The organism is Acidovorax kalamii (assembly GCF_002245625.1).
Taxonomy (GTDB): domain Bacteria; phylum Pseudomonadota; class Gammaproteobacteria; order Burkholderiales; family Burkholderiaceae_C; genus Acidovorax; species Acidovorax kalamii.
The window spans coordinates 78,458-101,333 of the sequence record NZ_NOIG01000006.1; the positions used below are offsets into that span (position 1 = coordinate 78,458).

A 22,876-nucleotide genomic window follows, 5' to 3' on the forward strand; every position below is an offset into this window, starting at 1 on the left:
CTATCAGCGCTTATCCATTGCGCGGAGACAGCCAAAAACACTCATATTCCTGCGGCCCGCACCTTATTCGGCGGTGATGCCCGCCTTGCGCACCACCTCGCCAAACTTCACCAGGCGCTCGGACATCATCTTCTCAAACGCGGCGGGGGTCATCTCTTCGGGCGGGATCACACCGCGCTCCTTGAGGTTGGCCAGCATGGCGGGCGAAGTGGCGACCTCACGCACGGCCTTGTACAGGGTCTGCACCACCGCATCGGGCGTGCCGCCGGGCGCGGCCAGGCCGATCCAGGAGGTGAGGTTGAGCTGGGGGTAGCCCACTTCGGCCAGGGTTGGCACATCGGGCAGCTGGGGCAGGCGCTGGTCGTTGGCCAGGGCCAGCGCACGCACCTTGCCCGCCTGGATGTGCGGCAGCATGATGACCAGGTTGTCGAGGATGAACTGCACCTCGTTGCCCAGCACCGCCGTGATCAGCGGCGTGCCGCCCCGGTAGGGGATGTGAGTGGTGAAGGCGCCGGTGGCGGCCTTGAGCATTTCCACGTTCAGCTGGCCCATGCTGCCCACGCCGCCACTGCCGTAGTTGAGCTTGCCGGGGTTCTTCTTGGCGTAGTCGATGAATTCCTTGAAGGTCTTGAACGGCAGGCTGCTGTGTACCACCAGCGCATTGGGCAGGCGGCCCAGGATGGCGATGTTTTCAAAATCCTTGACCGGGTCGTAGCCCACCTTGGGCTGCGTGAGCGGGTTGGCCAGGTGGCTGCTTTGCGACGACACGACCAGCGTGTAGCCGTCGGCCTTGGCGCGCGCCACATACTGCGCGCCCACCGAGCCGCCCGCGCCCGCGCGGTTCTCCACCACGATGGGCACGCCCAGCAGCTTGGACAGCGGCTCGGAATACTGGCGCGCCATGATGTCCACCGACCCGCCGGGCGGGAACGGCACCACCAGCGTGATGGGGCGCGAGGGGAATTTATCTTGCGCCAGGGCGGGCAAAGCGGCCAGGCCTGCAAGGCCCAGGCCGGTGGAGAGAAGACTGCGGCGGGAAGTGGTGTTCATGGCCATCGAAAAGCTCAAAAAAACAGAAGAACAGGAGAACAGAAGAAGATTGCAAAAGGGCCAAGCCGCTCAGGGGTGTCCCAGCACGGCCAGCGCCACGGCCTGTGCGCGGGGCACGAAGGTGCTCAGCTCACAGTACTCACGCTCGGTGTGCGGGTGGCCGCCGACGGGGCCCGTGGCGCACAGCGTGGGCACGCCCACCGAGGCCGTGAGGCCGCTGTCGGCCGCGCCGCCGGTGAACTCGCCCTGCACCTCAAAGCCCAGCGCACTTGCGCCCTGCTGGTAGAGCGCCAGCAGGTAGTCGGGCGTGGGCTTCATGGGCAGGGTGCGGCGCGCGGTGGTGATGCGGCCCTGGGTGCGGGGCACGGATGCTTCCTCGACGATGGCGCGCACGCGCTCCAGCAGTGCATCGGGGTCGGTGTCGGCGGTAAAGCGCAGGTCCACCTCGGCCTTGGCATGCGGGGCGACCATGTTGGGCACGATGCCGCCCTGCACCACGCCCACGTTGCAGGTCACGCCCGTGGCCGGGTCGGTGAGCGCGTGCAGTGCCAGCGTCTTGCGCGCCAGGGCTTCGATGGCGCTGGCGCCTGCGGCGTGGTTGATGCCTGCGTGCGCGGCCACTCCCGTCACTTCGAACTCCACCACCATCGAGCCCTTGCGGCTGGTGACCACGTTGCCGCTCACGCGGCCGGGCTCGGCATTGAACACGGCACGGGCGCCGCGCACCTTGTCCATGATGAGGTCGCGCGTGGCGGGCGAGCCGATCTCTTCGTCGCACGAGAAGAACAGGTGCAGCGGCGCAGCCAGGCCGCCACAGCGCGCAAAGGCCTCGGCCACAAACACGTTGAGCACCAGGCCGGACTTCATGTCGGCCACGCCGGGGCCGTAGGCGCGTCCGTCTTCCACGCGGAAGGGGCGGCGCGCCACCGTGCCAGCGGGGTAGACCGTGTCCATGTGGCCCATGAGGATGATCGGCGCACCCTTGCCTGCCGCCTCGTCCGGGGTGACCTGGGCGTGCAGCAGCACGCCGTAGCCGGGCACAGGCTCGAACTGCACGGGCACGCCCGCGGCCCGCAGGCGCTCGGCCAGCGCATGGGCCACAGCGGTCACACCCGCTTCGTCGCGGCTGCCGCTGTCGATGTTGACCACTTTTTGCAACAGGTCTTGCATGGCCTGCCCCTGGCCCGTCAGCCAGGCCAGTGCCGGGGCGGTTGGGGCAGATGGCGCCTGGGACGCCGTGTTTTCAAGCGTTTCGTGCATGTTTGTCCTTGGGTCACACCCCGGGCCGGGGCACAATTTGCGCCGCAGTGTTGCACGCGTTTCGGCTGTTTGCAATACATTTTTCATAAATGAGACATAAATGAAATCATCATTGCAATCATCCACCGCACTGCTGACCGAGCGCCTGGCCCGCCAGGGCGGCGAACTCACCGCCAGCGAGCGCGCCCTGGCCGAGGCGCTGGGGCGCGACTACCCCCACGCGCTGCTGGAGTCGGCCACTGCGCTGGCGGCGCGCACCGGCACCAGCGCTTCGACCGTGGTGCGGCTGTTTGCCAAGCTGGGCTACGCGAGTTATGCCGAGGCGCAGCGCGAGGCGCGGGGCGAGGTCACGGCCCTGCTGCAGACCGCCGGGCAGCGTGCGCCCGTCACCATCGGCACCGAGCGCAGCCTGCAGCAATGTGTGGACGACGCCCTGCTGCACGACCAGCACAACATCGCCGCCACACGCGATAGGCTGGACATGGCGGCATTCGAGGCCATCGTCGCGCGCATCGCGCAGAGCCGGGGACGCGTCTTTGTGCTCGCGCAGATCAACAGCGCCCCCGTGGCCGCCTGGCTGGCGCTGCACCTGAACATGTGCCGCCCCGGCGTACACGAGCTGGGCGCGGGCGCCGTGGCCGCCACCGACCAGTTGCTGTGGATCCAGCCCGAGGACACGCTGCTGGTCTTCAGCATCCGGCGCTATGCCAGCGGGCCGGTGAAGGTGGCCCAGCGGTTTCGCGATGCGGGGGCGCAGGTGCTGGCCATCATCGACAGCAACGCCGCACCGCTGGCGGCCCTGGCCCACCACCGCGTGCAGGTGCGTATCTCCAACGCCTCGCCGTTTGACTCGTACACCGCCGCATTTTTTGTGTGCAACGCCCTGGTGTCAGCCGTGGCCCAGCTGCGGCACGAGGCTGTGTCCGAAGCCCTGAAACGGCGCGACGATCTGTGGAAGGATGTGGAAGCCCAGCTTATCGTGGAGGGCCACCCGCCAGCAGGGCGGCGGGGAAGCAAGCGCTAACTGGCGCAGACCGCCTCCGCTGGACCGCCCCAGGTTTTCGGGCGTGCCTGCGCCCATGAAAAAAGCGCTCCGAGGAGCGCTTTTTTCTTTGATCCAACCCCGAGGCTGGGCGGCCCGGGGCGACGCACCATCAATGCGCCAGGATCTTGTTGAGGAAGTCCTTGGTGCGGGGCTGGCGCGCATCGGGGTTGTTGAAGAACTCGTCCTTGGAGCAGTCTTCCAGGATCTTGCCGCCCACGTCCATGAAGATCACGCGGTTGCTCACCTTGCGGGCAAAGCCCATTTCGTGGGTCACGCACATCATGGTCATGCCTTCGTTGGCCAGGCCCACCATCACATCCAGCACTTCGCCCACCATTTCGGGGTCGAGCGCCGACGTGGGTTCGTCAAACAGCATCACGATGGGGTCCATCGACAGCGCGCGCGCAATCGCCACACGTTGCTGCTGACCACCCGAGAGCTGGCCGGGGAACTTGTCCTTGTGGGCAATCAGGCCCACACGCTCCAGCATCTTCAGGCCGCGCTTCTTGGCGTCGTCCGCACTGCGGCCCAGCACCTTGATCTGCGCGATCGTCAGGTTGTCCGTCACCGACAGGTGGGGGAACAGCTCGAAGTGCTGGAACACCATGCCCACGCGGCTGCGCAGCTTGGGCAGGTTGGTGCTTGGGTCGTGCAGCTTCACGCCGTCCACCGTGATCTCGCCCTTCTGGAAGGGTTCGAGCGCATTGATGGTCTTGATGAGCGTGGACTTGCCCGAGCCCGAGGGGCCGCACACCACCACCACTTCGCCCTTGTTGATGGTGGCCGAGCACTCGTTGAGCACCTGCACGGGGCCATACCACTTGGATACGTTCTTGAGTTCGATCATTTCTTTTTCCTCAATCCAATCTCTTTTGCACCAGCGTCGATCAGCGGATGATCGCGATCTTCTGGTGCAGGCGCTTGACCATCCAGGACAGCGCATAGCACATCACGAAGTACAGGACGGCGGCAGCCAGGTAGGCCTCAATGGGGCGGCCGAAGTTCTTGCCCGCCACCTCAAAGCCCTTGAGCATGTCGTAGGCACCAATGGCATACACCAGCGACGTGTCCTGGAACAGGATGATGGTCTGCGTGAGCAGCACCGGCAGCATGTTGCGGAACGCCTGAGGCAGCACCACCAGCTTCATGTTCTGGCCGTAGGTCATCCCGAGCGCCTGGCCGGCATACACCTGGCCGCGTGGGATGGACTGGATGCCGGCGCGCATGATTTCGCTGAAATACGCGGCTTCGAACGCAATGAAGGTGATGACCGCCGACACCTCGGCGCCGATGGGGCGGCCGATGATCGCAGGCACCAGCAGGAAGAACCACAGGATCACCATCACCAGCGGAATGGAGCGCATGCCGTTGACATAGATGGTGGCAGGCACATCCAGCCACTTCTTGCCCGACAGACGCATCAGCGCCAGCAGGGTGCCGAAGAACACGCCACCAATGGTGGCGATCACCGTGAGCATCAGGCTGAAGTACAGCCCCTTGAGCACGAAGTTGGAGATCAGGTCCCAGTTGTAGAAGGAGAAGTCGAGATTCATATCAGTGTCCTCCCCCTGCCGCACCAGCCACCACCATGCCCGGGATGCGCACGCGCTTCTCGACGAACGCCATGATCCGGTTGATGGCGAAAGCCGAGAGGATGTACAGCGTGGTCACGGCGAGGTAGACCTCGATGCCGCGCGAGGTTTCTTCCTGGGCCTGCATGGCGAACATGGTGAGTTCGGCCACCGACACGGCGAACGCCACGGACGAGTTCTTGAAGATGTTCATCGTCTCGCTGGTCAGCGGCGGGATGATGATGCGAAACGCCATGGGCAGCAGCACGTAGCGGTAGGTCTGGAAGGTGGTGAACCCCATGGCCATGCCCGCGTAGCGCTGGCCGCGCGGCAATGCCTGGATACCCGAGCGCACCTGCTCGGCGATACGCGCCGAGGTGAAGAAGCCCAGGGCCAGCACCACCAGTGCAAAGCCGGGCACGCCCTTCATCACAGGAAACAGGCTCGGGATGACGTGGTACCAGAGGAAGATCTGGACCAGCAGCGGAATATTGCGAAACAGCTCGACCCAGGCATTGCCCAGCCGAACGATCATGGGCCGGTCCTGCAAGGTGCGCAGCGTACCGATCAATGAGCCCAACACAAGCGCCAGCACCAGGGCCAGCAACGAAACAGACACCGTCCAGCCCCAGGCCGACAGCATCCAGTCCAGGTAGGTGATGTCGCCGCCCTTGCCAAAGCAGCTCTGCACAACTTCCCGGTCCATGGTGTCCTGGCAGAACACCTGCCAATCCCAACTCATAGGAGCACCCCTTTAATTCTTGGTATTGCGCCGGGCCAGGCGCGTGGCGCCCGGTCCAACAAAAAAGCCCCTTCAAACCGGCTGGCCGAAGGGGCACAAGCGTTGCGAAGATTACTTCTTGGCGTAGTCTTCCATGGGCTTGTCGTTAGGGGCAGCCCAGGCAGCCTTCGTAGCGTCGGAGATGGGCAGGCCGATCTTGGTGTTGGTCGGCGGCACGGGTTGCATGAACCACTTGTCGTACAGCTTGGCCAGCGAACCGTCGGCGATCTGGCGCTTGATGGAGTCGTCCACAGCCTTCTTGAAGGCGGGGTCGTCCTTGCGCAGCATGCAGGCGATGGGTTCCACGTTCAGGACTTCACCCACGATCTTGTAATCGGCAGGGTTCTTGGACTTGGAGATGTTGGCGGCCAGGATGGAGCCGTCCATCACGAAGGCGTCGGCACGGCCGGTTTCCAGCATCAGGAAGCTGTCGGCGTGGTCCTTGCCGAACACTTCCTTGAAGTCCACGCCGCCAGCGCGCTCGTGCTTGCGCAGCGTTTGCACCGAGGTGGTGCCCGTGGTGGTGGCCACGGTCTTGCCGTTCAGGTCCTTGATGGACGTGATGCCCGAGTTGGCCTTGGCGGCAATGCGCACTTCTTCCACGTAAGTGGTCACAGCGAACGCCACATCCTTCTGGCGGGCAGCGTTGTTGGTGGTGGAGCCACACTCCAGGTCCACGGTGCCGTTAGTCACCAGGGGGATGCGGTTCTGCGAGGTCACGGGCTGGTACTTGACTTCCAGCTTGGCCATGCCCAGGGCCTTCTGGATGTCGGCCAGGACGATTTCACCCATTTCGGTGTGGAAGCCCACGTACTTGCCGTTGCCCAGGGTGTAGGAAAGACCCGAAGACTCGCGCACACCCAGCGTCACGCTGCCAGAAGCCTTGATCTTGGCCAGGGTGTCGGTGGCTTGAGCGAACGCGCTGCCTGCGGCCAGGGCGGTCACAGCAATCGCGAGCAAATGTTTCTTCATAGGGATCTCCTTGTGTTGAAAACAGAAAAAAGGGAGGAATTCTAGAGACTGGCCGCAACCCGTCCGGGCTGCAAGCCCAAACGTCTAGAAATGGGGGAGGACTTACCCGAAGATGTTAGTCAGAACGGGACCTGATCGGTAGGGTACTTCCAGAAGTCACGCAACAGATAACTGACTGGCAGGTTCAGCACCGTGTTGTTGGGCGGGATGGGTTTGTTGAACCACTTGTCATATATGGGGTAGATGTCGCGGCTGGTGATCAGGCGGCGCATTTCCTCGTCCACCAGTTTCTTGAACTCGGGGTCGTTCTTGGGCAGCATGATGGCCAGCGGCTCGGTGGTCATGAAGCGGCCCACCACCTTGAGCGCCTTGGGATCGGGCCGGCCGGCGGCCAGGCCATACAGGAGCACATCGTCCATCACAAAGGCATCGGCCTCGCCTTTTTCGACCATCTCGACCGCCTTGGCATGGTCGGGGGCTTCCACGATGGTGATGCCCATCAGGCGCTCGCGGTTGGCCTGGTCGGCCGCCTTGAGGGGGGTGGTGCCCTTGGTGGACACCAGTTTCTTGCCGTTGAGGTCTTCCACCTTGTCGATGGGGCTGGCGGACTTCACCAGCAGCCGTGCGCCGGTGATGAAGTGGGGAATGGTGAACGCCACCTTCTGGCGCCGCTCGGCGTTGTTGGTGGTGGAGCCACATTCCATGTCGGCCTTGCCCTGCTCGATCATGGTGATGCGGTTGGCGGGCGTGACGGCCACGAACTCCACTTCCATGTCTTTCTTGCCGGTCTTCTTGCGCACCACGTCGGCCAGGCGCAGGCACAGGTCCACGGCATAACCCACGGGCTTGCCCGACTGGGAATCGATGTACGAGAACGGTACCGACGACTCCCGGTGGGCAATCACCAGCTTGCCGCCCGCACTCACGCGCTCCAGCACGGTCGCCGCCTGCACGGACGCCGCCAGCAGGCAGCCCAGGGCAACCAGGCCCTTAGCGAATCTCCAGTGCTGAACTTTCATACGACGTCCCGTTAAAAGAAAGGAATCGGGTTTGCAATGTTCGTGCCATCGTGGCAGTTGCAGGCATGTGTTGTTGCCACCGACCCAGCGATGGCGCGAACTGTACGTGTCGTTACTATGAAACTCCAATGCCGTTTGCGGGCGCAACTATGCAAAGTGTTTATATCCGTATTTACCCTTAGCATGACCCGGCCTGGGCCTGGAGGTAGGTCCAGAGCGCCTGGGCCGTGCCCTTGGGGGCTTCCTTGCCCCCCGGTTTCTCGCGGTAGGCCCGCACGTCCATGGTCATCTGCAGGCCCTCGGCCTCGGAGGGCGCCGCGCTGACCAGGCGGCGCGAGCGCAGTTCTTTCTTCACGGCGCTGTGCGGCAAAAAGGCCACGCCGTGGCCTTCAAGCGCCATGGCCTTGAGGCCCTCGGCCATGTCGGTCTCATACACCCGCTCCAGGTGGATGGGCGTGCCCGACTGCTTGAGGATGAGTTCCGTGACCCGCCCCAGGTAGGCACCGGGCGCGTAGCCCAGGTAAGGCAGCGGCTGGCCCGCGCGGCCCGGCAGGCGGTGCACGGGCTGGCCGTCGGCGTCGGCCTTGCTGTAGGGTGAGATCACCTCCTGCCCCAGACTCACCATCTCGTAGCGGTCGGCATCGAGCTGAAAGGGCTGGGAGGGGTGGTGGTAGGCGATGAGCAGGTCGCAGCCGCCTTCCACCAGGCGCATCACAGCATCGTGCACGTTCAGTGCAATCAACCGGCTCTTGAACGGACCAAACTTGTCGGCCAGGCTGGACACCCAGGCCGGGAAGAAGGTGAACGCCAGCGTGTGCGGCACGGCGAACTCGATCATGTCCTTGCCCGCGCTGGTGTGCGCACGCAGCATGGCGCGGGTGTTCTGCAGCGCCTGCAGCATTTCCAGCGCCTGGTCATACAGGGTTTTGCCAGCGGGCGTGAGGCGGGTGGGGTAGGAGCTGCGGTCCACCAGATCGGTGCCCGCCCAGGCTTCGAGCGCCTGGATGCGCCGCGAGAACGCGGGCTGGGTCACATGCCGCAACTGGGCAGAGCGGCTGAAGCTGCGCGTTTCCGCAAGACTGACGAAATCTTCAAGCCACTTGGTTTCCATCGGCGCATTATCCGCGCGCAGGCTGCGCCCTGCTGGCGCCCGGCATGAGGGTTTCTACAGATCATGCGCGGAGCGGGCCTGCATGGTGTGCCACCTGCACGCCCCCGGCCGGGTCCAGCAGCATCGTTTGCCGCACTGCACCAATGCTGTGCATGCTTAGCAGGCAACGCATAATGCGCTGCGCGCCCACCCCGCCGCTCCATCGGTCAACGCCCAGGTGCACAACACCGCCGGGCCACAAGATCGGCATCCGCCCCGTGTGTTTTCTGACTCCCCGCGTCCATGTCCACCTCCACTCCCGATGGCCCGCCCGCTGCGCCCACAGCGCCAGCGGCTGCTGACGCCCCCCGATCCCTGCGCCTGGAAGACTGGCTTATCGTCCTGACGATGGCCGCCCTGGCACTCATCACCTTCGTCAATGTGGTGGTGCGCTATTTCACCGATGCTTCGTTTGCCTGGACCGAGGAGATCTCGGTGTTCCTGATGATCGTGCTGGCCCTGGTGGGCGGCTCGGCGGCAGTGGCGCGGCAGCTGCACATCCGCATCGAGTTCTATGCCGATGGCGGCTCGGAGCGTCGGCGCCAGGTGCTGGCACAGTTCGGCGCGCTCATGGTCGCGCTGTTGTTTGGGCTGATCACGGTGCTGAGCGTGCGCGTGGTGTGGGACGACTACCGGTTTGAAGAAACCTCCCCCGGCATCGGCGTGCCACAGTGGTGGTATTCCGTCTGGCTGCCGGTGCTGTGCGCGCTGACCACGGCCCGGGCACTGCAACTGTGGGCACGCCTGCGGCGTACAGCGGCCCCCTCAGCTGCCACGGAGGCACGCACATGATCGCCACACTGCTGTTTGTGGCCTTCCTGGGCATGATGTTTCTGGGCGTGCCGATTGGCGCCGCCCTGGGCCTGGCGGGCGCTGCCGCCATTGCACTGGCCAATGCCGAGACCCCCTGGTTCGGCCTGCTGGCCGTGCCGCAGAACTTCTATGCCGGGCTTGGCAAATACCCGCTGCTGGCCATCCCCATGTTTGTGCTCGTGGGCTCGATCTTTGACCGCTCGGGCGTGGCGCTGCGGCTGGTGAATTTTGCGGTGTCCATCGTCGGGCGCGGCCCGGGCATGCTGCCGCTGGTGGCGATTGCGGTGGCCATGTTTCTGGGCGGCATCTCGGGATCGGGCCCGGCCACTGCCGCCGCCGTGGGCGGGGTCATGATTGCGGCCATGGCGCGCGCAGGCTATCCCGCCGCCTACTCGGCCAGCGTGGTCGCAGGCGCGGCCGCCACCGACATCCTCATCCCGCCCTCGGTGGCCTTCATCGTGTATTCGGTGCTGGTGCCCGGGGCCTCGGTGCCCGCGCTGTTTGCGGCCGGCATGTTTCCCGGGGTGCTGGCGGGCATTGCCCTGATCGTCCCGGCCGTGTGGCTGGCGCGGCGCCACAAGATGGGCGGCGCCGAAGCCGACATGCCGCGCCCGCCGTTCTGGCGCAGCCTGCGCGAGGCCTCCTGGGGCCTGGCAGCGCCGGTGGTGATCCTGGGCGGCATGCGCGCAGGTTGGTTCACGCCCACCGAGGCCGCCGTCGTCGCGGTGTTCTACGGCCTGTTTGTGGGCATGGTGGTGCACCGCACGATCCAGGTGCGCGACCTGTTCGCCATCCTGCGCGAGGCCGGGGAACTCTCGGCCGTGATCCTGGTGGTGGTCTCGCTGGCGGGCATCTTTGCGTTCTCGCTGTCCACGCTGGGCGTGATCGACCCCGTCACCCGCGCCATCGTGCAGTCGGGCCTGAGCGAGCAAGGCGTGCTGGGCGCGCTGATTGTGGTGCTGCTCGTCGCGGGCATGTTCCTCGACGGCATCTCCATCTTCCTGATCTTCGTGCCCCTGCTCATGCCCATCATGCAGCACTACCAGTGGGACGTGGTGTGGTTCGGCGTTGTGCTGACGCTCACGGTGGCGATTGGCCAGTTCACGCCCCCCATGGCCGTGAACCTCATGGTGTCCAGCAAGATTGCGGGCGTGCGCATGGAGCAGACCACCCGCTGGGTCGTGTGGTTTGTACTGGCCATGACCCTGGCCATGCTGCTGGTCGTCGTGTTCCCGCAGATCGCGCTCTGGCTGCCCCAGCGCCTGGGCTACTGATTTCCTCTCATCGCATACCCATTCAACCAACCATCCAACAAGGAGACAACCCATGAAACTGCGCACCTTCCTCACCTCGGCCGTGGCCGCTGCGGCCGCACTGGCCTTCACCGCGCCTGCCGCCATGGCACAGACCGCGTACAAGAGCGAGTACCGCATGTCGCTGGTGCTGGGCACCGCCTTCCCCTGGGGCAAGGGCGGCGAGCTGTGGGCCAACAAGGTGCGCGAGCGCACCCAGGGCCGCATCAACATCAAGCTGTACCCCGGTGTCTCGCTGATCCAGGGCGACCAGACGCGCGAATTCAGCGCACTGCGCCAGGGCGTGATCGACATGGCCGTGGGCTCCACCATCAACTGGTCGCCCCAGGTCAAGCAGCTCAACCTGTTCTCGCTGCCCTTCCTGTTCCCCGACTACGCCGCCGTGGACGCCGTGACGCAGGGCGATGTGGGCAAGAGCATCTTCGCCACGCTGGACAAGGCCGGCGTGGTGCCCCTGGCCTGGGGCGAGAACGGCTACCGCGAAATCTCCAACTCCAAGAAGGCGATCAAGACCCCTGAAGACCTCAAGGGCCTGAAGATCCGCGTGGTGGGCTCGCCTCTGTTCCTGGACACCTTCACCGCGCTGGGCGCCAACCCAACGCAGATGAGCTGGGCCGACGCACAGCCCGCCTTTGCCAGTGGCGCGGTGGACGGGCAAGAGAACCCCCTGTCCATCTTCACTGCCGCCAAGCTGCACAGCGTGGCGCAAAAGAACATCACGCTGTGGGGCTACGTGAACGACCCGCTGATCTTTGTGGTGAACAAGGAAATCTGGAACAGCTGGACGCCTGCCGACCGCGAGATCGTGAAGCAGGCCGCCATCGACGCGGGCAAGGAAGAAATCGCCATCGCCCGCAAGGGCGTTATCGAGGCCGACAAGCCCCTGCTCAAGGACATCAGCGCCCTGGGCGTGACGGTGACCCAGCTCTCCCCCGCCGAGCGCGCCGCGTTTGTGAAAGCCACCCGCCCCGTGTACGACAAGTGGAAAGGCCAGATCGGCACCGACCTGGTGAACATGGCCGAGAAGGCGATTGCAGCGCGCAAGCAGTAAAAGAAAGCCAACGCCCGCCCGGCCCGCGCCATCAGTTTCCAATTCCTGGTGGCGCTATACAAACAATAGCTGCCAGCGCTTATCCATCAGGCGCAGGCGGCTATTTTTTTATCAAGTCGCCCTCCGGCACCGGGTGCTTGACCGCGTTCTTGCGCAGCTTGTTCTCCACCGCCTGGGCCAGATCCACGCCCGCGTGGTCGGCAATCTGCAGCAGGTAGAGCAGCACATCGGCCACCTCGTCGGCAATGGGCTCCTTGAGCGCCGGATCGCCTGCCACCGCGAGCGACTGCTCGGGCGTCATCCACTGGAAGATCTCGGCCAGCTCGGCGGCCTCCACCATCAGCGCCATGGCCAGGTTCTTGGGCGTGTGGAACGGCTGCCAGTGGCGCTCGGCCGCAAAGACGCGCAGCCGGGCTTGCAAGGCGTCGAGATCGACAGCGGACATCAATACTCCTTATTTGATAGCTAAAAACGCTTACCCATCGCACGCAAGCGGCCTTTTTTATTCAAACTTCAGAGCGGCGACACCGGCGCCTCGCCCGCCAGATGGCGGCGAGCATTCTCCAGGAAGCGGTCCACCGAGGCCTGCACCGCCTCGGGCGACCAGCCCGCCACATGGGGCGTGAGCACCACGTTGTCCAGCCCGATCAGCTCGGCCGGGGGCGCGGGCTCGCTCTCGTACACGTCCAGCCCCGCAGCGGCGATGCGGCCTTCGCGCAGCGCGGCGGCCAGGGCGGCTGTGTCGATCACGCTGCCCCGGGCGATGTTGACCACCACGCCGCGCGGGCCGAGCGCGCTCAACACGGCGGCGTTCACCAGGTGCTGCGTGCCCGCGCCGCCGGGCGTGGCAACCACGAGGAAATCCGCCCAGTCGGCCAGCGCAGTCACGTCGGCAAAGTAGCGGTGGGGCACATCGGTGCGCGCAGTGCGGTTGTGGTAGCCCACCTGCATCTCGAAACCCAGCGCCCGCTGCGCGATCTTCTTGCCGATGGTGCCCAGGCCGATGATGCCCAGGCGCTTGTGCGACACATTGGGCGGCAGCGGCAACGCCGTGCGCCACACGCCCTGGCGCGTGAGCTGGTCCAGCCGGGGGATGCCACGCACGGCGGCAATCAGCAGGCCCAGGGCGTGGTCGGCCACGCAGTCGTCGTTGGTGCCCGCACCGGTCGCCACCACAATGCCGCGCGCCTTGGCGTGCGCCACCGCAATGTTCTCGTAGCCCGCGCCCAGGGCGCAGACGAGGGTGATGTTCGGCAAGGCATCGATCTGCGCGGCCGAGAGGCCCGTGGCGCCGATGGTCAGCACCACCGTGATGCGCGGGCCGTGCTCGGCGATGGCGGCGGCGGCCTGCGCTGCGTCGGGCGCGTAGACCAGCTCGAACGACTGCGCCATCTGGGCACGGTGTTCTTCGGACAGGAACATGAGGGCAAGCAGGACGGGCTTCATGGCACGAGGAAAAGTCGGAAAAAAAGAGAGGGAAAAGAAAGGCGTTCAGGCGCTGGGGTCACTTTGTTGCAGCGTCCACATGTCGGCGTAGCGCCCGCGCTGGGCCAGCAGCTGCGCGTGCGTGCCGCGTTCGATGATGCGGCCCGCGTCCATGACCAGGATTTCGTGCGCGTCCACCACCGTGGACAGGCGGTGGGCAATCACCAGTGTGGTCTTGTTCTGCGCCACGCCCTGCAGTTCGGCCTGGATGGCGCGCTCGTTGGCCGAGTCCAGCGCACTGGTGGCCTCGTCAAAAATCAGGATGGGCGGGTTCTTGAGCAAGGTGCGCGCAATCGCCACGCGCTGCTTCTCACCGCCCGAGAGCTTGAGACCCCGCTCGCCCACCATGGTGGCGTAGCCCTTGGGCGTGCTGGCGATGAAGTCGTGGATGCGCGCGGCGCGGGCAGCGGCCTCGATCTCTTCCTGCGTGGCGCCAGGGCGGCCGTAGGCGATGTTGTAGGCCACGGTGTCGTTGAACAGCACGGTGTCCTGCGGCACGATGCCAATCGCCTGCCGCACGCTGGCCTGCGTCACGCTGCGGATCTCCTGCCCCGCAATGGTGATGCGGCCCTGCTGGATGTCATAGAAGCGGAACAGCAGCCGCGCCAGCGTGCTCTTGCCCGAGCCCGAGGGCCCGACCACCGCCACGGTCTTGCCCGCAGGGATCTCGAAGCTGATGCCTTGCAGGATGGTGCGCCCGCCAGTGCTTACAACGCCTGGATCGTAGGCAAACACGACGTCCTCGAAGCGCACGGTGGGCTGGTCCAGCCCTGCCAGCGGCTGGGCGCCGGGGGCATCGGCCACCTCGCGCTCCTTGTCCATCAGCGTGAACATCTTGTCCAGGTCGGTGAGGCTCTGCTTGATCTCGCGGTAGATCACGCCCAGGAAGTTGAGCGGGATGTACAGCTGGATCATGAACGCGTTGACCATGACCAGATCGCCCAGCGTCATGCGGCCATCGACCACGCCCTGCGTGGCGCGCCAGAGCATGGCCACCAGACCCACGGCAATGATGAGCTGCTGGCCGGTGTTGAGCATGGACAGCGTGGTCTGGCTTTTCAGCCGCGCACGGCGCAGGCGCTCCAGGCTTTCGTCGTAGCGGCGGGCCTCGAAGCCTTCGTTGTTGAAGTACTTCACCGTCTCGTAGTTGAGCAGCGAATCCACGGCCTTGGAATGCGCGGCCGAGTCAAATTCGTTGGCCTCGCGGCGGAATTTTGTCCGCCACTCGGTCACCAGCACCGTGAAGAGGATGTACAACGCCAGCGCCGCCAGCGTGATCCAGGCAAACCAGGCATCGAACTTGATGGCCAGCACCGAGAGCACCAGCACCACCTCGACCAGGGTGGCGACCACGTTGAACAGCGTGAACGAGATCAGCGACTCGATACCGCGCACGCCGCGCTCGATATCGCGCGTCATGCCGCCGGTCTGGCGCTCCAGGTGAAAACGCAGGCTCAGGGCGTGCAGGTGCTCGAAGGTCTGCAGCGCAATCGAGCGCGCCGCGCCCTGGGTGGCCTTGGCAAACACCAGCTCGCGCAGCTCCGTGAACAGCGAGGTGGACAGCCGCAGCGCGCCGTAGGCCAGCAGCAGCCCCACGGGCACCACCAGCAAGGCGGCCGGGTCGCCGGGCTGGATGCTCATGGCATCGACCAGCGTCTTGAGCAGGATGGGCACGCCCACGTTGGCGAACTTGGCGCCCACCATGAAGACGATGGCGGCGATCACGCGCCACTTGTATTGCCAGAGGTAGGGCAGCAGCCGGTGCAGGGTGGCCCAGTCGGACGGGGCGGGCGGGGTGCCAGCGGCGGGGGCCATGGCACCGGCAGCGGTGGGGGCAGTTTCGCCGTGGTGGCGCATGGGGGACAATTCCGGTTGTTGTTTTTTCCGACCTGGCTGATGCCCAGGTGGTTTTTCTCGGGGCGCAAGGCCTGGTGAAACCACCGGTTTCCCCAAGGATTGCCTCAGCCCCAACCGAGATTGTGCCCATGTCTGCCGTTTTCAGCCCACCACCCGCCGCATTGCCCACCGACAAGGAACTGGTGCTCAAGGTCATCCCCATGCCCGCCGACACCAACGGCAATGGCGACATCTTTGGCGGATGGGTGATGGCGCAGGTGGACCTGGCGGGATCCGTGCTGCCCGCCCGCTACATCCAGGGCCGCATGGCCACGGTGGCGGTCAATGAATTCATCTTCAAGCAGCCCGTGCGCGTGGGCGACATCCTGTCGTTCTTCTCGGCCATCACGCGCGTGGGCAACACCTCGGTCACCGTGGAGGTGGAGGTGTATGCCGAACGCTTTTCTGCCCAGGGGCAGTATGTGAAAGTGACCGAAGCACGCCTGACCTATGTGGCCATCGACCACCAGGGCCGCCCGCGCCCGGTGCCCAAGCACAACGCACCGGCCTGAGCACAGCGCGTTCGCGTGACGGCGCCGCAGTGACGCGCCGCTCGCGGCGGCGCGCAGATTCGGGCGTCAGGCCGCCAGTGCGGTGGCCGGTTCGGTGCGCAAAGGCCCGGCCCCGCGCTGCAGATGGCTGCTGCCGGAGGAAGACGATGACGATGAGGCCGAGAACCCCGCCTCGATCTCGCCCGCCAGCTGGCCGCCCTCTTCCACCACCAGCTTGCCGTAGCGGATCTTGCCGTTGACCTTGCCCGAGCTGTAGATCACGAGCTTCTGGCGCACGGTGAGCGTGCCGTTGAATTCGCCGTGGATCTCGGCAATGTCGATCTCGGCCGAGCCCTTGAAGGCGCCGTTTTCCGAGATCTGGATCACGCGCGAATCCATTGTGGCCTCGACGGTGCCCTCGACCACCAGGGTGTCGCAGTCGGTGATCTCCACGCCCTTGAGCTTGATGTTGGGGCCCACCGTGAGCTTGCTGCCCGAGCTGTCGCTGGCGCTGCTGGGCTTGGGGGCTGCCGGTGCGGTCGGCTGCGCCGACACTGCACTGTTCACCCCACTGCCGCCCAACACGGAGCCTGAAGTGGTGCTGCTGCGGGGTTGGAACGACTCGGGTTCACGCTTGCCAAAGAAGGGGTTTTGCACGGCCATCAGATCTCCTTGAAAAGAGGCCATGCTAGGTTTCGCATCCAGTGAAAGATGCCCCTGTTACGCAAGAACGGTAACCAAACGGTTCGGTCGTTGCATGCGCTTGCAGGGCTTGCAAGACCACACAGCGTGACACCCCCTGTCACCTGCGCAAGCCTCGCGCAGCGCGAAGCTTGCTAGTCTGCCACCCATGCAGATATCCGAACTCGCTCGACTCACCGGCGTGACCGTGCATGCGCTGCGCCACTACGAACGCGCCGGGCTGCTGCGCCCAGAACGCCTGCCCAATGGCTACCGCCACTATGCACCCTCGGCGCGGCGCGAGGTGGTGTTCATTGCCATGTCGCGCGCACTCGGGTTTGGCGTGCCGCAGATCCGCAGCCATCTGCTCGCCTGGCGGCGTGGCCGCATTGGCCCCGGTGGCCTGGCCGATGCGGTGCAGGCCCGTGCCGACGACATCCAGGCGCAGATCGCGGCGTTGCAGGCCCAGCACCAGCAGGCGCTGGACCATGTGCAGTGGCTGCGCGCCCGCCAGGCAGAGCAGGAAACACGCCAGCACCCTGCTGCCAACGGCACCCCGCCGCGTGCGCCCTGGCCCCGGGTGCGCCGCGCCCCCACCCCACCTTAACAAGGAGACCGCCCATGACCCCCGACACGTCCACGGCCGACACCCCCGGCACCCTGCCCGCCCTGCAGCGCCTGCAGGCGGCCGTGCTGGCCATGCCCATGGCGCGCACCCTGGGACTGCGCTTCGTGCACACAGCGCCGGGCGCCGTGACGCTGGAGATGCCCATCCTGGAATCGTTCTGCTTTCGCCCCGGCCAGCTGCAGGCCACGGCCGTGTATGCGCTGGGCGACTTCGCCGCCGTGGCCGCCGCAGGCAGCCTGCTGCCGCCCGGCTGGGCCAACGCCACGGTGGATGGCACCGTCAAGCTGTTTGCCCCGGCGCGCGGCGCCTGCCTGCGCGCGCGGGGCCGCGTGGTGGACGCGGGCAGGCTGCTGAGCATCTGCGCCGCCGACGTGCTCGCAGTGGACGCATCGGGCACCGAGACGCTGTGCGCCACCTGGCTGGGCACGGCGCGCAACCTGGAGCCGAGGTCGGTCCCTTGAGATCAGGAAACGATGTAGGCCGCCGCCCCGGCCGACATGATCTGTCCGTCTGGCCCCAGAAACTCCATGCGCGTGGTGGCCACGCGCGAGCCCAGGCGCAGCACCTGGGCGCGCAGCTCGAAGTGGCTGCCAATGCCGGGGCGCAGGTAGTCAATGCGCAGGTCGATGGTGCCCAGCTTGGCAAAGCGGTGCAGGCGCTGCTCGGGCGGCTCGTCCAGGTGTTTGGCGCCAATCGCGGCCATCACGGCCAGACCGCCCATGGCGTCAAGCCCCGCGCTGATCACACCGCCATGGATGCGGTTATAGGCATAGTGGCCCACCAGGTCGGGCTTCATGTCGATGCGCCCCACCACGCCATCGGGCGCCAGCGACGTGATCTTGAGGCCCAGCACCTGGTTGAAAACGATCTTCTCTTCAAAGATGGACTTGAGCCCGGCGATGAAGGCGGGCTCGAAGGCTTGCGGGGCGGGGGGCGCGGATTTGCTCATGGGTCTCCTGGGATGGATGTGGTGTATGGAACAAGGGGCACGGCCCTGAACGCTCCTGATTTTGTAGCTATCAGCGCATGATGGACAGGCGCAAACGGCCATTTTTATCTAAAACTTGCCGTGGCGCCCTTCCCCGGTGGCAAACCGGGTGGCCCCGCGCAGCGCTTCGGCCAGGCATTCGCGCCCACCGGCCCACTCCTGCAGCAGCGCCTGCTGCAGCGGCAAACCCTCGCCCGCCAGCGCACTCGCACGGTCGGCGCGCAGCGTGGCCTGCGGAAAGGCGGTCAGCGTGTGTGCCAGCGCCAGGGCCGCCTGCAGCGCCTGGCCCGCAGGCACCACGCGGTTGCACAGGCCCATGCGCAAAGCCTCGTCGGCCTCGACCTTGCGGCCGGTCAGGATCAGGTCCAGCGCGTGCGACAGGCCCACCAGGCGCGGCAGCCGCACAGTGCCGCCGTCGATCAGGGGCACACCAAAACGGCGGCAGAACACGCCCATGTACGCGTCCTCGGCCATCACACGCAGGTCGCACCACAGCGCCAGCTCCATGCCGCCCGCCACCGCCGCACCTTCAATCGCAGCGATCACAGGCTTGGTCAGCTGCAAGCGGCTCGGGCCCATCGGCCCCGGCGGGTGGACCGCATCGGGGGCGAAATCGAGCGACTGCGCCAGCGCCTCGGGCGCCACACCGTCGGCCAGCAAACGCGCGCCCGATTGCAGATCCCAGCCCGCACAGAAATGCCCGCCTGCTCCGTGGAACACGGCCACGTCTGCCTGCGCGTCCTGGTCAAACGCGACAAATGCGGCGTGCAAGGCCCGCGCTGTGTTTGCGTCCACCGCATTGCGCACATCGGGCCTGCGCAGTGTCACCAGCGTGACACGGCCTTGCGTTTCCACCTCTACGGACATGGGGCTCTCCTGTGGGCGGGTTGTGTGCACCCGACGTAACTCCTATTGCGCGGGGGTTGGTGCTGGGTCAATATCCGCCGCTACCCGATCACGCCCCCCATCAGGGTTAGCCCCGAGTGCGGTGGGCAGCGGTCGCAGGCAGCATTATTTATGCAAAGCAACCGCTTTGTAAAAATCTTCTGGAGAGCCAGGGTGCAATTTGTGCAACTGTTGATCAGCGGTGTCTCCCAGGGGTGCATCTACGGGCTGATCGCGCTGGGTTTTGTCCTCATCTACAAAGCCACCGAAACCGTGAGTTTTGCGCAGGGCGAACTCATGATGCTCGGCGCCTTCTGCGGCCTGGCGCTGATGACCGTGCTGGGCTTTCCCTTCTGGGTGGCGGTGCTGGCCAGCGTGGTGGCCATGGGGCTGTTCGGCGTGCTGGTCGAGCGCGCGGTGATCCGCCCCATCCTTGGCCAGCCTGCGTTCTCCATCGTCATGCTCACCATCGGCATCGGCTATGTGATGCGCGGCCTGGTCACCATGATCCCCAACATCGGCACCGACACGCACACGCTGCCCGTGCCCTACAAGGACCAGTCCCTGCGGCTGGGCGAGCTGGTGGTCAGCGCCGAGCAGCTGGTGGTGATCGGCGCCACGGGCGTGCTGTGCGTGCTGCTGTTTGCGATGTTCCGCTACAGCAAGCTGGGCATTGCGATGCAGGCCGCCTCGCAAAACCAGCTGGCGGCCTACTACATGGGCATCCCGGTGCAACGGCTCAACGGCCTGGCCTGGGGGCTGGCGGCCGTGGTGGCGGCGGTGGCGGGGCTGCTGCTGGCACCCATCACGTTTGTGCACGCCAACATGGGTTTCATCGGGCTCAAGGCGTTTCCGGCCGCCGTGGTGGGGGGCTTCGGCAGCCTGCCGGGCGCCATCGTCGGCGGGCTGGTGATTGGCATCGTCGAATCGCTGTCGGGCTTTTACCTGCCCGACGGTTTCAAGGACACGGCGGCGTACATCGTGGTGCTCATCATGCTGATGGTCAAACCGAATGGACTGTTCGGTGAAAAGCTCCGTAAAAAGGTCTGAAAGACAACCATGCGTTTCATCTTCAAGACCTCGTATGCGCAAGACATCCGCCTGGCCAAACACGGCGGCCACGTGTTCTGGTACAGCCTGCTGGGCCTGGCGCTGGTCGCCGCGCCCTGGGTCGCGCCCGAGTACTGGCTGGCGCAGCTCACCTTTGTGCTCATCTATTCCATCGTCGGCTTGGGGCTGATGCTGCTGGCGGGTTTCACGGGGCTGTTCTCGCTCGGGCACGCGGCCTTTCTGGGTGTGGGGGCGTACACGCAGGCCGTGCTCACGGGCATGGGCTGGCCGTTTGCGTTGTCGCTGGCCTGCGCGGCAGGGCTGTCGGCCGCCGTGGGCGTGGTGGTGGGCCTGCCCGCGCTGCGCGTCAAGGGCATCTACCTGGGCATGGCCACGCTGTCGTTTGGCTTCATCGTCGAAGAGGTGTTTGCGCGCTGGGAGTCGGTGACGGGCGGCAATTCCGGCAAACACCTGGTGCCGCCGCAGATCGGCGGCTATGCGTTCGAGACCACGGAGTCGTTCTACTTCTTGTGCCTCGTGATCACCGTGGTCTGCACGCTGGCCATCCTGAACCTGCTGCGTTCGCCCACAGGGCGCGCGTTTGTCGCCATCCGCGATTCAGAAATTTCGGCGCAGAGCATGGGCATCCACCTCGCGCGCTACAAGACGCTGTCGTTCTCGCTGTCGGCCGCGCTGGCGGGCATCGGCGGCGCGCTGTATGCCCACAAGCTGCAGTTCATCTCGCCCGACCAGTTCAACATCCTGCAGTCCATCGACCTGCTGCTCATGATCGTGATCGGCGGCCTGGGCTCGGTGCACGGGGCGTTCCTGGGCGCGATCTTCCTGATCTCGATGCCGCAGCTCATCTCGCTCAGCAAGGATTGGCTGCCCGCTGCCATCGGCCAGGCGCCAGGGTTGCAGGCCGTGGTGTATGGCGCGGTGCTCATTGCCTTTGTGCTGTTCGAGCCCATGGGCCTGTACGGCCGCTGGCTCAAGGTGCGCACCTGGCTGCAGATGTTCCCGTTCTACCGCCAGGGCATGTTCAAGCGGCAGAAGTCCTTTCAAAAATCCGACAGGTTGAAATGACTGCGATGACCAACGAAGTCCTGCTTTCGGCCAAGAATCTCAGCGTACGCTTTGGCGGTGTGCTGGCCGTCAACAACGTGAGCTTTGACGTGCGGCGTGGCGAGGTGTTCACCCTCATCGGCCCCAACGGCGCGGGCAAGACCACGGTGTTCAACCTCATCAGCCGCATCTACACGCCCACCACCGGCACCATTGCCTATGCAGGCCCGGGCGGCGCCATGCTGCCGCTGACCGACCAGCCCCCCCACAAGGTGGCCAGCCTGGGCATTGCGCGCACCTTCCAGAACATCGAGCTGTTTGAACACGCGAGCGTTTTGCACAACCTGCTGATTGGCCGCCACACGCAGCAGCACAGCAGCCTGTGGGCCGAGATGTTCTTCACCCGCAAGGTGCGCGAAGGGGAAATCCTGGCGCGCGAAAAGGCCGAGCAGATCATCGACTTTCTCGACCTGCAGCACTACCGCGACACCATGGTGGCGGGCCTGCCCTACGGCGTGCGCAAGGTGGTGGAGCTGGCCCGCGCGCTGTGCACCGAGCCAAAGCTGCTGCTGCTCGACGAGCCTTCGTCTGGACTGAACGTGGAGGAGACCGACGACATGGCCTTCTGGATCCAGGACATCCAGCATGAACTGGGCATCACGGTGCTGATGGTGGAACACGACATGTCGCTGGTCTCCAAGGTGTCTGACCGCGTGCTGGCCATGAACCAGGGCGAGGTGGTGGCCATGGGCACACCGCGCGAAGTGCAGACACACCCTGGCGTGGTGGAAGCCTACCTGGGCACGATCGACGATGTGAGCAATCTGCGCCGCCCGGCAGGTTCCAGCATGGGAGTCCGCACATGAGCGCCGTGCTGGCCGCAACCACCCCGTCCGCTGTGGCCGCAGCGGACCAGCCCCTGCTGCGCCTGCAGAACGTGGAGAGCGCCTACGGTCCCATCAAGGCCATCCGGGGCGTGAGCCTGCAAGTGCGGCGCGGCGAGATCGCCGCCGTGCTGGGCAGCAACGGCGCGGGCAAGACCACCATCCTCAAGACCATCAGCGGCATCATCGACCCGCGCAAGGGCTCCATCGAATTCCAGGGCGCCGACATCACTGCCAACGACCCGGCCGCCATCGTGCGCCGGGGCCTGATGCATGTTCCCGAGGGGCGCGAGGTGTTTCCGCTGCTCTCGGTGCGCGACAACCTGCTCATGGGCGCCTACACACGCGCCGACAAGGATGGCGTGGCGCGCGACATCGAAACCGTGTTCGGCTACTTCCCCATCCTGAAGGAACGCGCCGCGCAGGACGCGGGCCTGCTCTCGGGCGGGCAGCAGCAGATGCTGGCCATCTCGCGCGCGCTCATGGCGGCGCCCGAGCTGATCCTGCTGGACGAGCCCAGCCTGGGCCTCAGTCCGAAGCTCACCAAGGAGATCTTCGAGATCGTGGTGCGCATCAACCGCGAGCGCGGTACCACCATCCTGCTGGTGGAGCAGAACGCCAACATGGCGCTCAACGCGTCGGACTACGGCTATGTGCTGGAGAACGGCCGCATCGTGATGGAAGACAGCTGCGAGCGCCTGCGCGAGAAGGACGACATCAAGGAGTTCTACCTCGGCATGAAGGATGAAGGCGTGCGCGGTGAGCGCAGGTGGAAAAAGAAGAAAACATGGCGATGAG

At 65.5% G+C, this 22,876-nt stretch carries 25 protein-coding genes; 11 read left to right on the forward strand and 14 right to left on the reverse strand.

What is annotated here, in order from left to right; translation table 11 throughout:
- Positions 1 to 63 precede the first annotated feature (63 nt).
- Together CBY09_RS09190 and CBY09_RS09195 are read right to left on the reverse strand one after the other, a co-directional pair.
- Positions 64 to 1,056 carry a Bug family tripartite tricarboxylate transporter substrate binding protein gene (locus CBY09_RS09190; RefSeq protein WP_094288747.1) on the reverse strand — a complete coding sequence of 331 codons (993 nt, stop codon included), beginning with the start codon at positions 1,054 to 1,056 and terminating at the stop codon, positions 64 to 66.
- Between the two features lie 63 nt (positions 1,057 to 1,119).
- Positions 1,120 to 2,310 carry a M20 family metallopeptidase gene (locus CBY09_RS09195; RefSeq protein WP_094288749.1) on the reverse strand — a complete coding sequence of 397 codons (1,191 nt, stop codon included), beginning with the start codon at positions 2,308 to 2,310 and terminating at the stop codon, positions 1,120 to 1,122.
- 100 nt (positions 2,311 to 2,410) lie between these two features.
- Between CBY09_RS09195 and CBY09_RS09200 the strand changes: the two genes are divergently transcribed.
- Positions 2,411 to 3,334, forward strand: a complete 924-nt coding sequence (locus CBY09_RS09200) for a MurR/RpiR family transcriptional regulator (protein WP_094288751.1) — start codon at positions 2,411 to 2,413, stop codon at positions 3,332 to 3,334.
- Between the two features lie 130 nt (positions 3,335 to 3,464).
- Here the strand turns inward: CBY09_RS09200 and CBY09_RS09205 are convergent, their stop codons facing one another.
- From CBY09_RS09205 to CBY09_RS09230, 6 genes are all read right to left on the reverse strand, one after another.
- Complete coding sequence (locus CBY09_RS09205) at positions 3,465 to 4,202, reverse strand: amino acid ABC transporter ATP-binding protein (protein WP_094288753.1); 738 nt, start codon at positions 4,200 to 4,202, stop codon at positions 3,465 to 3,467.
- 40 nt (positions 4,203 to 4,242) lie between these two features.
- Positions 4,243 to 4,908 carry an amino acid ABC transporter permease gene (locus CBY09_RS09210; RefSeq protein WP_094288755.1) on the reverse strand — a complete coding sequence of 222 codons (666 nt, stop codon included), beginning with the start codon at positions 4,906 to 4,908 and terminating at the stop codon, positions 4,243 to 4,245.
- Between the two features lies 1 nt (position 4,909).
- Positions 4,910 to 5,668: an amino acid ABC transporter permease gene (locus CBY09_RS09215; protein WP_094288757.1), complete on the reverse strand. Its 759-nt coding sequence runs from the start codon at positions 5,666 to 5,668 to the stop codon at positions 4,910 to 4,912.
- Positions 5,669 to 5,779: 111 nt separating this feature from the next.
- Positions 5,780 to 6,679 (reverse strand): transporter substrate-binding domain-containing protein, encoded by a 900-nt coding sequence (locus CBY09_RS09220; protein WP_094288759.1) that lies wholly within the window; start codon positions 6,677 to 6,679, stop codon positions 5,780 to 5,782.
- Positions 6,680 to 6,798: 119 nt separating this feature from the next.
- Positions 6,799 to 7,698: an amino acid ABC transporter substrate-binding protein gene (locus CBY09_RS09225; RefSeq protein WP_094288761.1), complete on the reverse strand. Its 900-nt coding sequence runs from the start codon at positions 7,696 to 7,698 to the stop codon at positions 6,799 to 6,801.
- Positions 7,699 to 7,876: 178 nt separating this feature from the next.
- A complete protein-coding gene (locus CBY09_RS09230; RefSeq protein ID WP_094288763.1) occupies positions 7,877 to 8,809 on the reverse strand; it encodes a LysR family transcriptional regulator in 933 nt (310 codons plus the stop codon).
- Positions 8,810 to 9,091: 282 nt separating this feature from the next.
- Here CBY09_RS09230 and CBY09_RS09235 point away from each other — a divergent pair, with 282 nt between their 5' ends.
- From CBY09_RS09235 to CBY09_RS09245, 3 genes are read left to right on the forward strand one after another with little or no spacing between them, the layout of a single operon-like run.
- Positions 9,092 to 9,640 (forward strand): TRAP transporter small permease, encoded by a 549-nt coding sequence (locus tag CBY09_RS09235; protein WP_094288765.1) that lies wholly within the window; start codon positions 9,092 to 9,094, stop codon positions 9,638 to 9,640.
- On the forward strand, positions 9,637 to 10,935 hold the full coding sequence (locus tag CBY09_RS09240) for a TRAP transporter large permease (protein WP_094288767.1): 1,299 nt from the start codon (positions 9,637 to 9,639) through the stop codon (positions 10,933 to 10,935). Before CBY09_RS09235 ends, CBY09_RS09240 begins: the two co-directional genes overlap by 4 nt.
- A 52-nt stretch (positions 10,936 to 10,987) precedes the next feature.
- Positions 10,988 to 12,025 carry a DctP family TRAP transporter solute-binding subunit gene (locus tag CBY09_RS09245; RefSeq protein ID WP_094288769.1) on the forward strand — a complete coding sequence of 346 codons (1,038 nt, stop codon included), beginning with the start codon at positions 10,988 to 10,990 and terminating at the stop codon, positions 12,023 to 12,025.
- Between the two features lie 100 nt (positions 12,026 to 12,125).
- Here the strand turns inward: CBY09_RS09245 and CBY09_RS09250 are convergent, their stop codons facing one another.
- The 3 genes from CBY09_RS09250 to CBY09_RS09260 form a co-directional block, all read right to left on the reverse strand.
- Entirely contained in the window at positions 12,126 to 12,470 is a 345-nt protein-coding gene (locus CBY09_RS09250; protein WP_094288771.1) for a nucleotide pyrophosphohydrolase, read from the reverse strand.
- Positions 12,471 to 12,538: 68 nt separating this feature from the next.
- The gene (locus CBY09_RS09255; RefSeq protein WP_094288773.1) at positions 12,539 to 13,471 is read right to left on the reverse strand and encodes a 2-hydroxyacid dehydrogenase; all 933 of its coding nucleotides are present in this window, start codon (positions 13,469 to 13,471) and stop codon (positions 12,539 to 12,541) included.
- A gap of 45 nt (positions 13,472 to 13,516) precedes the next feature.
- Positions 13,517 to 15,367 (reverse strand): ABCB family ABC transporter ATP-binding protein/permease, encoded by a 1,851-nt coding sequence (locus CBY09_RS09260; RefSeq protein ID WP_094288775.1) that lies wholly within the window; start codon positions 15,365 to 15,367, stop codon positions 13,517 to 13,519.
- 128 nt (positions 15,368 to 15,495) lie between these two features.
- Here CBY09_RS09260 and CBY09_RS09265 point away from each other — a divergent pair, with 128 nt between their 5' ends.
- Positions 15,496 to 15,918 carry an acyl-CoA thioesterase gene (locus tag CBY09_RS09265; protein ID WP_015012492.1) on the forward strand — a complete coding sequence of 141 codons (423 nt, stop codon included), beginning with the start codon at positions 15,496 to 15,498 and terminating at the stop codon, positions 15,916 to 15,918.
- Positions 15,919 to 15,984: 66 nt separating this feature from the next.
- On the opposite strand, the gene CBY09_RS09270 is transcribed toward CBY09_RS09265, so the two are convergent.
- A complete protein-coding gene (locus CBY09_RS09270) occupies positions 15,985 to 16,560 on the reverse strand; it encodes a bactofilin family protein (protein ID WP_094288777.1) in 576 nt (191 codons plus the stop codon).
- A gap of 187 nt (positions 16,561 to 16,747) precedes the next feature.
- On the opposite strand from CBY09_RS09270, the gene CBY09_RS09275 reads away from it, so the two are divergent.
- Positions 16,748 to 17,185 carry a MerR family DNA-binding transcriptional regulator gene (locus CBY09_RS09275; RefSeq protein WP_094288779.1) on the forward strand — a complete coding sequence of 146 codons (438 nt, stop codon included), beginning with the start codon at positions 16,748 to 16,750 and terminating at the stop codon, positions 17,183 to 17,185.
- 14 nt (positions 17,186 to 17,199) lie between these two features.
- Positions 17,200 to 17,667, forward strand: a complete 468-nt coding sequence (locus CBY09_RS09280; protein WP_094288781.1) for a PaaI family thioesterase — start codon at positions 17,200 to 17,202, stop codon at positions 17,665 to 17,667.
- A 2-nt stretch (positions 17,668 to 17,669) separates the two neighbouring features.
- On the opposite strand, the gene CBY09_RS09285 is transcribed toward CBY09_RS09280, so the two are convergent.
- Positions 17,670 to 18,155, reverse strand: a complete 486-nt coding sequence (locus CBY09_RS09285; protein ID WP_094288783.1) for a thioesterase family protein — start codon at positions 18,153 to 18,155, stop codon at positions 17,670 to 17,672.
- A gap of 108 nt (positions 18,156 to 18,263) precedes the next feature.
- Positions 18,264 to 19,061, reverse strand: a complete 798-nt coding sequence (locus CBY09_RS09290) for a crotonase/enoyl-CoA hydratase family protein (RefSeq protein WP_094288785.1) — start codon at positions 19,059 to 19,061, stop codon at positions 18,264 to 18,266.
- 192 nt (positions 19,062 to 19,253) lie between these two features.
- On the opposite strand from CBY09_RS09290, the gene CBY09_RS09295 reads away from it, so the two are divergent.
- Genes CBY09_RS09295 through CBY09_RS09310 form a run of 4 tightly spaced genes read left to right on the forward strand, consistent with a single transcriptional unit; the run spans position 19,254 to position 22,875 of the window.
- Positions 19,254 to 20,129 (forward strand): branched-chain amino acid ABC transporter permease, encoded by an 876-nt coding sequence (locus CBY09_RS09295; protein WP_094288787.1) that lies wholly within the window; start codon positions 19,254 to 19,256, stop codon positions 20,127 to 20,129.
- A gap of 9 nt (positions 20,130 to 20,138) precedes the next feature.
- Positions 20,139 to 21,215 carry a branched-chain amino acid ABC transporter permease gene (locus tag CBY09_RS09300; protein ID WP_094288789.1) on the forward strand — a complete coding sequence of 359 codons (1,077 nt, stop codon included), beginning with the start codon at positions 20,139 to 20,141 and terminating at the stop codon, positions 21,213 to 21,215.
- A gap of 5 nt (positions 21,216 to 21,220) precedes the next feature.
- Positions 21,221 to 22,060: an ABC transporter ATP-binding protein gene (locus CBY09_RS09305; RefSeq protein ID WP_094288791.1), complete on the forward strand. Its 840-nt coding sequence runs from the start codon at positions 21,221 to 21,223 to the stop codon at positions 22,058 to 22,060.
- Positions 22,057 to 22,875 carry an ABC transporter ATP-binding protein gene (locus tag CBY09_RS09310; RefSeq protein WP_094288793.1) on the forward strand — a complete coding sequence of 273 codons (819 nt, stop codon included), beginning with the start codon at positions 22,057 to 22,059 and terminating at the stop codon, positions 22,873 to 22,875. Before CBY09_RS09305 ends, CBY09_RS09310 begins: the two co-directional genes overlap by 4 nt.
- The last annotated feature ends 1 nt before the right edge of the window (position 22,876 follow it).

Bases quoted from the DNA above. Each gene is read 5' to 3' on its own strand.
- CBY09_RS09300 (WP_094288789.1), top strand. From the start codon at position 20,139: ATGCGTTTCATCTTCAAGACCTCGTATGCGCAAGACATCCGCCTGGCC.
- CBY09_RS09275 (WP_094288779.1), top strand. From the start codon at position 16,748: ATGCAGATATCCGAACTCGCTCGACTCACCGGCGTGACCGTGCATGCG.
- CBY09_RS09265 (WP_015012492.1), top strand. From the start codon at position 15,496: ATGTCTGCCGTTTTCAGCCCACCACCCGCCGCATTGCCCACCGACAAG.
- CBY09_RS09250 (WP_094288771.1), bottom strand. From the start codon at position 12,470: ATGTCCGCTGTCGATCTCGACGCCTTGCAAGCCCGGCTGCGCGTCTTT.
- CBY09_RS09245 (WP_094288769.1), top strand. From the start codon at position 10,988: ATGAAACTGCGCACCTTCCTCACCTCGGCCGTGGCCGCTGCGGCCGCA.
- CBY09_RS09200 (WP_094288751.1), top strand. From the start codon at position 2,411: ATGAAATCATCATTGCAATCATCCACCGCACTGCTGACCGAGCGCCTG.
- CBY09_RS09310 (WP_094288793.1), top strand. From the start codon at position 22,057: ATGAGCGCCGTGCTGGCCGCAACCACCCCGTCCGCTGTGGCCGCAGCG.
- CBY09_RS09195 (WP_094288749.1), bottom strand. From the start codon at position 2,310: ATGCACGAAACGCTTGAAAACACGGCGTCCCAGGCGCCATCTGCCCCA.
- CBY09_RS09205 (WP_094288753.1), bottom strand. From the start codon at position 4,202: ATGATCGAACTCAAGAACGTATCCAAGTGGTATGGCCCCGTGCAGGTG.
- CBY09_RS09260 (WP_094288775.1), bottom strand. From the start codon at position 15,367: ATGCGCCACCACGGCGAAACTGCCCCCACCGCTGCCGGTGCCATGGCC.
- CBY09_RS09285 (WP_094288783.1), bottom strand. From the start codon at position 18,155: ATGAGCAAATCCGCGCCCCCCGCCCCGCAAGCCTTCGAGCCCGCCTTC.
- CBY09_RS09210 (WP_094288755.1), bottom strand. From the start codon at position 4,908: ATGAATCTCGACTTCTCCTTCTACAACTGGGACCTGATCTCCAACTTC.
- CBY09_RS09225 (WP_094288761.1), bottom strand. From the start codon at position 7,698: ATGAAAGTTCAGCACTGGAGATTCGCTAAGGGCCTGGTTGCCCTGGGC.
- CBY09_RS09240 (WP_094288767.1), top strand. From the start codon at position 9,637: ATGATCGCCACACTGCTGTTTGTGGCCTTCCTGGGCATGATGTTTCTG.
- CBY09_RS09235 (WP_094288765.1), top strand. From the start codon at position 9,092: ATGTCCACCTCCACTCCCGATGGCCCGCCCGCTGCGCCCACAGCGCCA.
- CBY09_RS09290 (WP_094288785.1), bottom strand. From the start codon at position 19,061: ATGTCCGTAGAGGTGGAAACGCAAGGCCGTGTCACGCTGGTGACACTG.
- CBY09_RS09220 (WP_094288759.1), bottom strand. From the start codon at position 6,679: ATGAAGAAACATTTGCTCGCGATTGCTGTGACCGCCCTGGCCGCAGGC.
- CBY09_RS09280 (WP_094288781.1), top strand. From the start codon at position 17,200: ATGACCCCCGACACGTCCACGGCCGACACCCCCGGCACCCTGCCCGCC.
- CBY09_RS09305 (WP_094288791.1), top strand. From the start codon at position 21,221: ATGACCAACGAAGTCCTGCTTTCGGCCAAGAATCTCAGCGTACGCTTT.
- CBY09_RS09255 (WP_094288773.1), bottom strand. From the start codon at position 13,471: ATGAAGCCCGTCCTGCTTGCCCTCATGTTCCTGTCCGAAGAACACCGT.
- CBY09_RS09190 (WP_094288747.1), bottom strand. From the start codon at position 1,056: ATGGCCATGAACACCACTTCCCGCCGCAGTCTTCTCTCCACCGGCCTG.
- CBY09_RS09215 (WP_094288757.1), bottom strand. From the start codon at position 5,668: ATGAGTTGGGATTGGCAGGTGTTCTGCCAGGACACCATGGACCGGGAA.
- CBY09_RS09270 (WP_094288777.1), bottom strand. From the start codon at position 16,560: ATGGCCGTGCAAAACCCCTTCTTTGGCAAGCGTGAACCCGAGTCGTTC.
- CBY09_RS09230 (WP_094288763.1), bottom strand. From the start codon at position 8,809: ATGGAAACCAAGTGGCTTGAAGATTTCGTCAGTCTTGCGGAAACGCGC.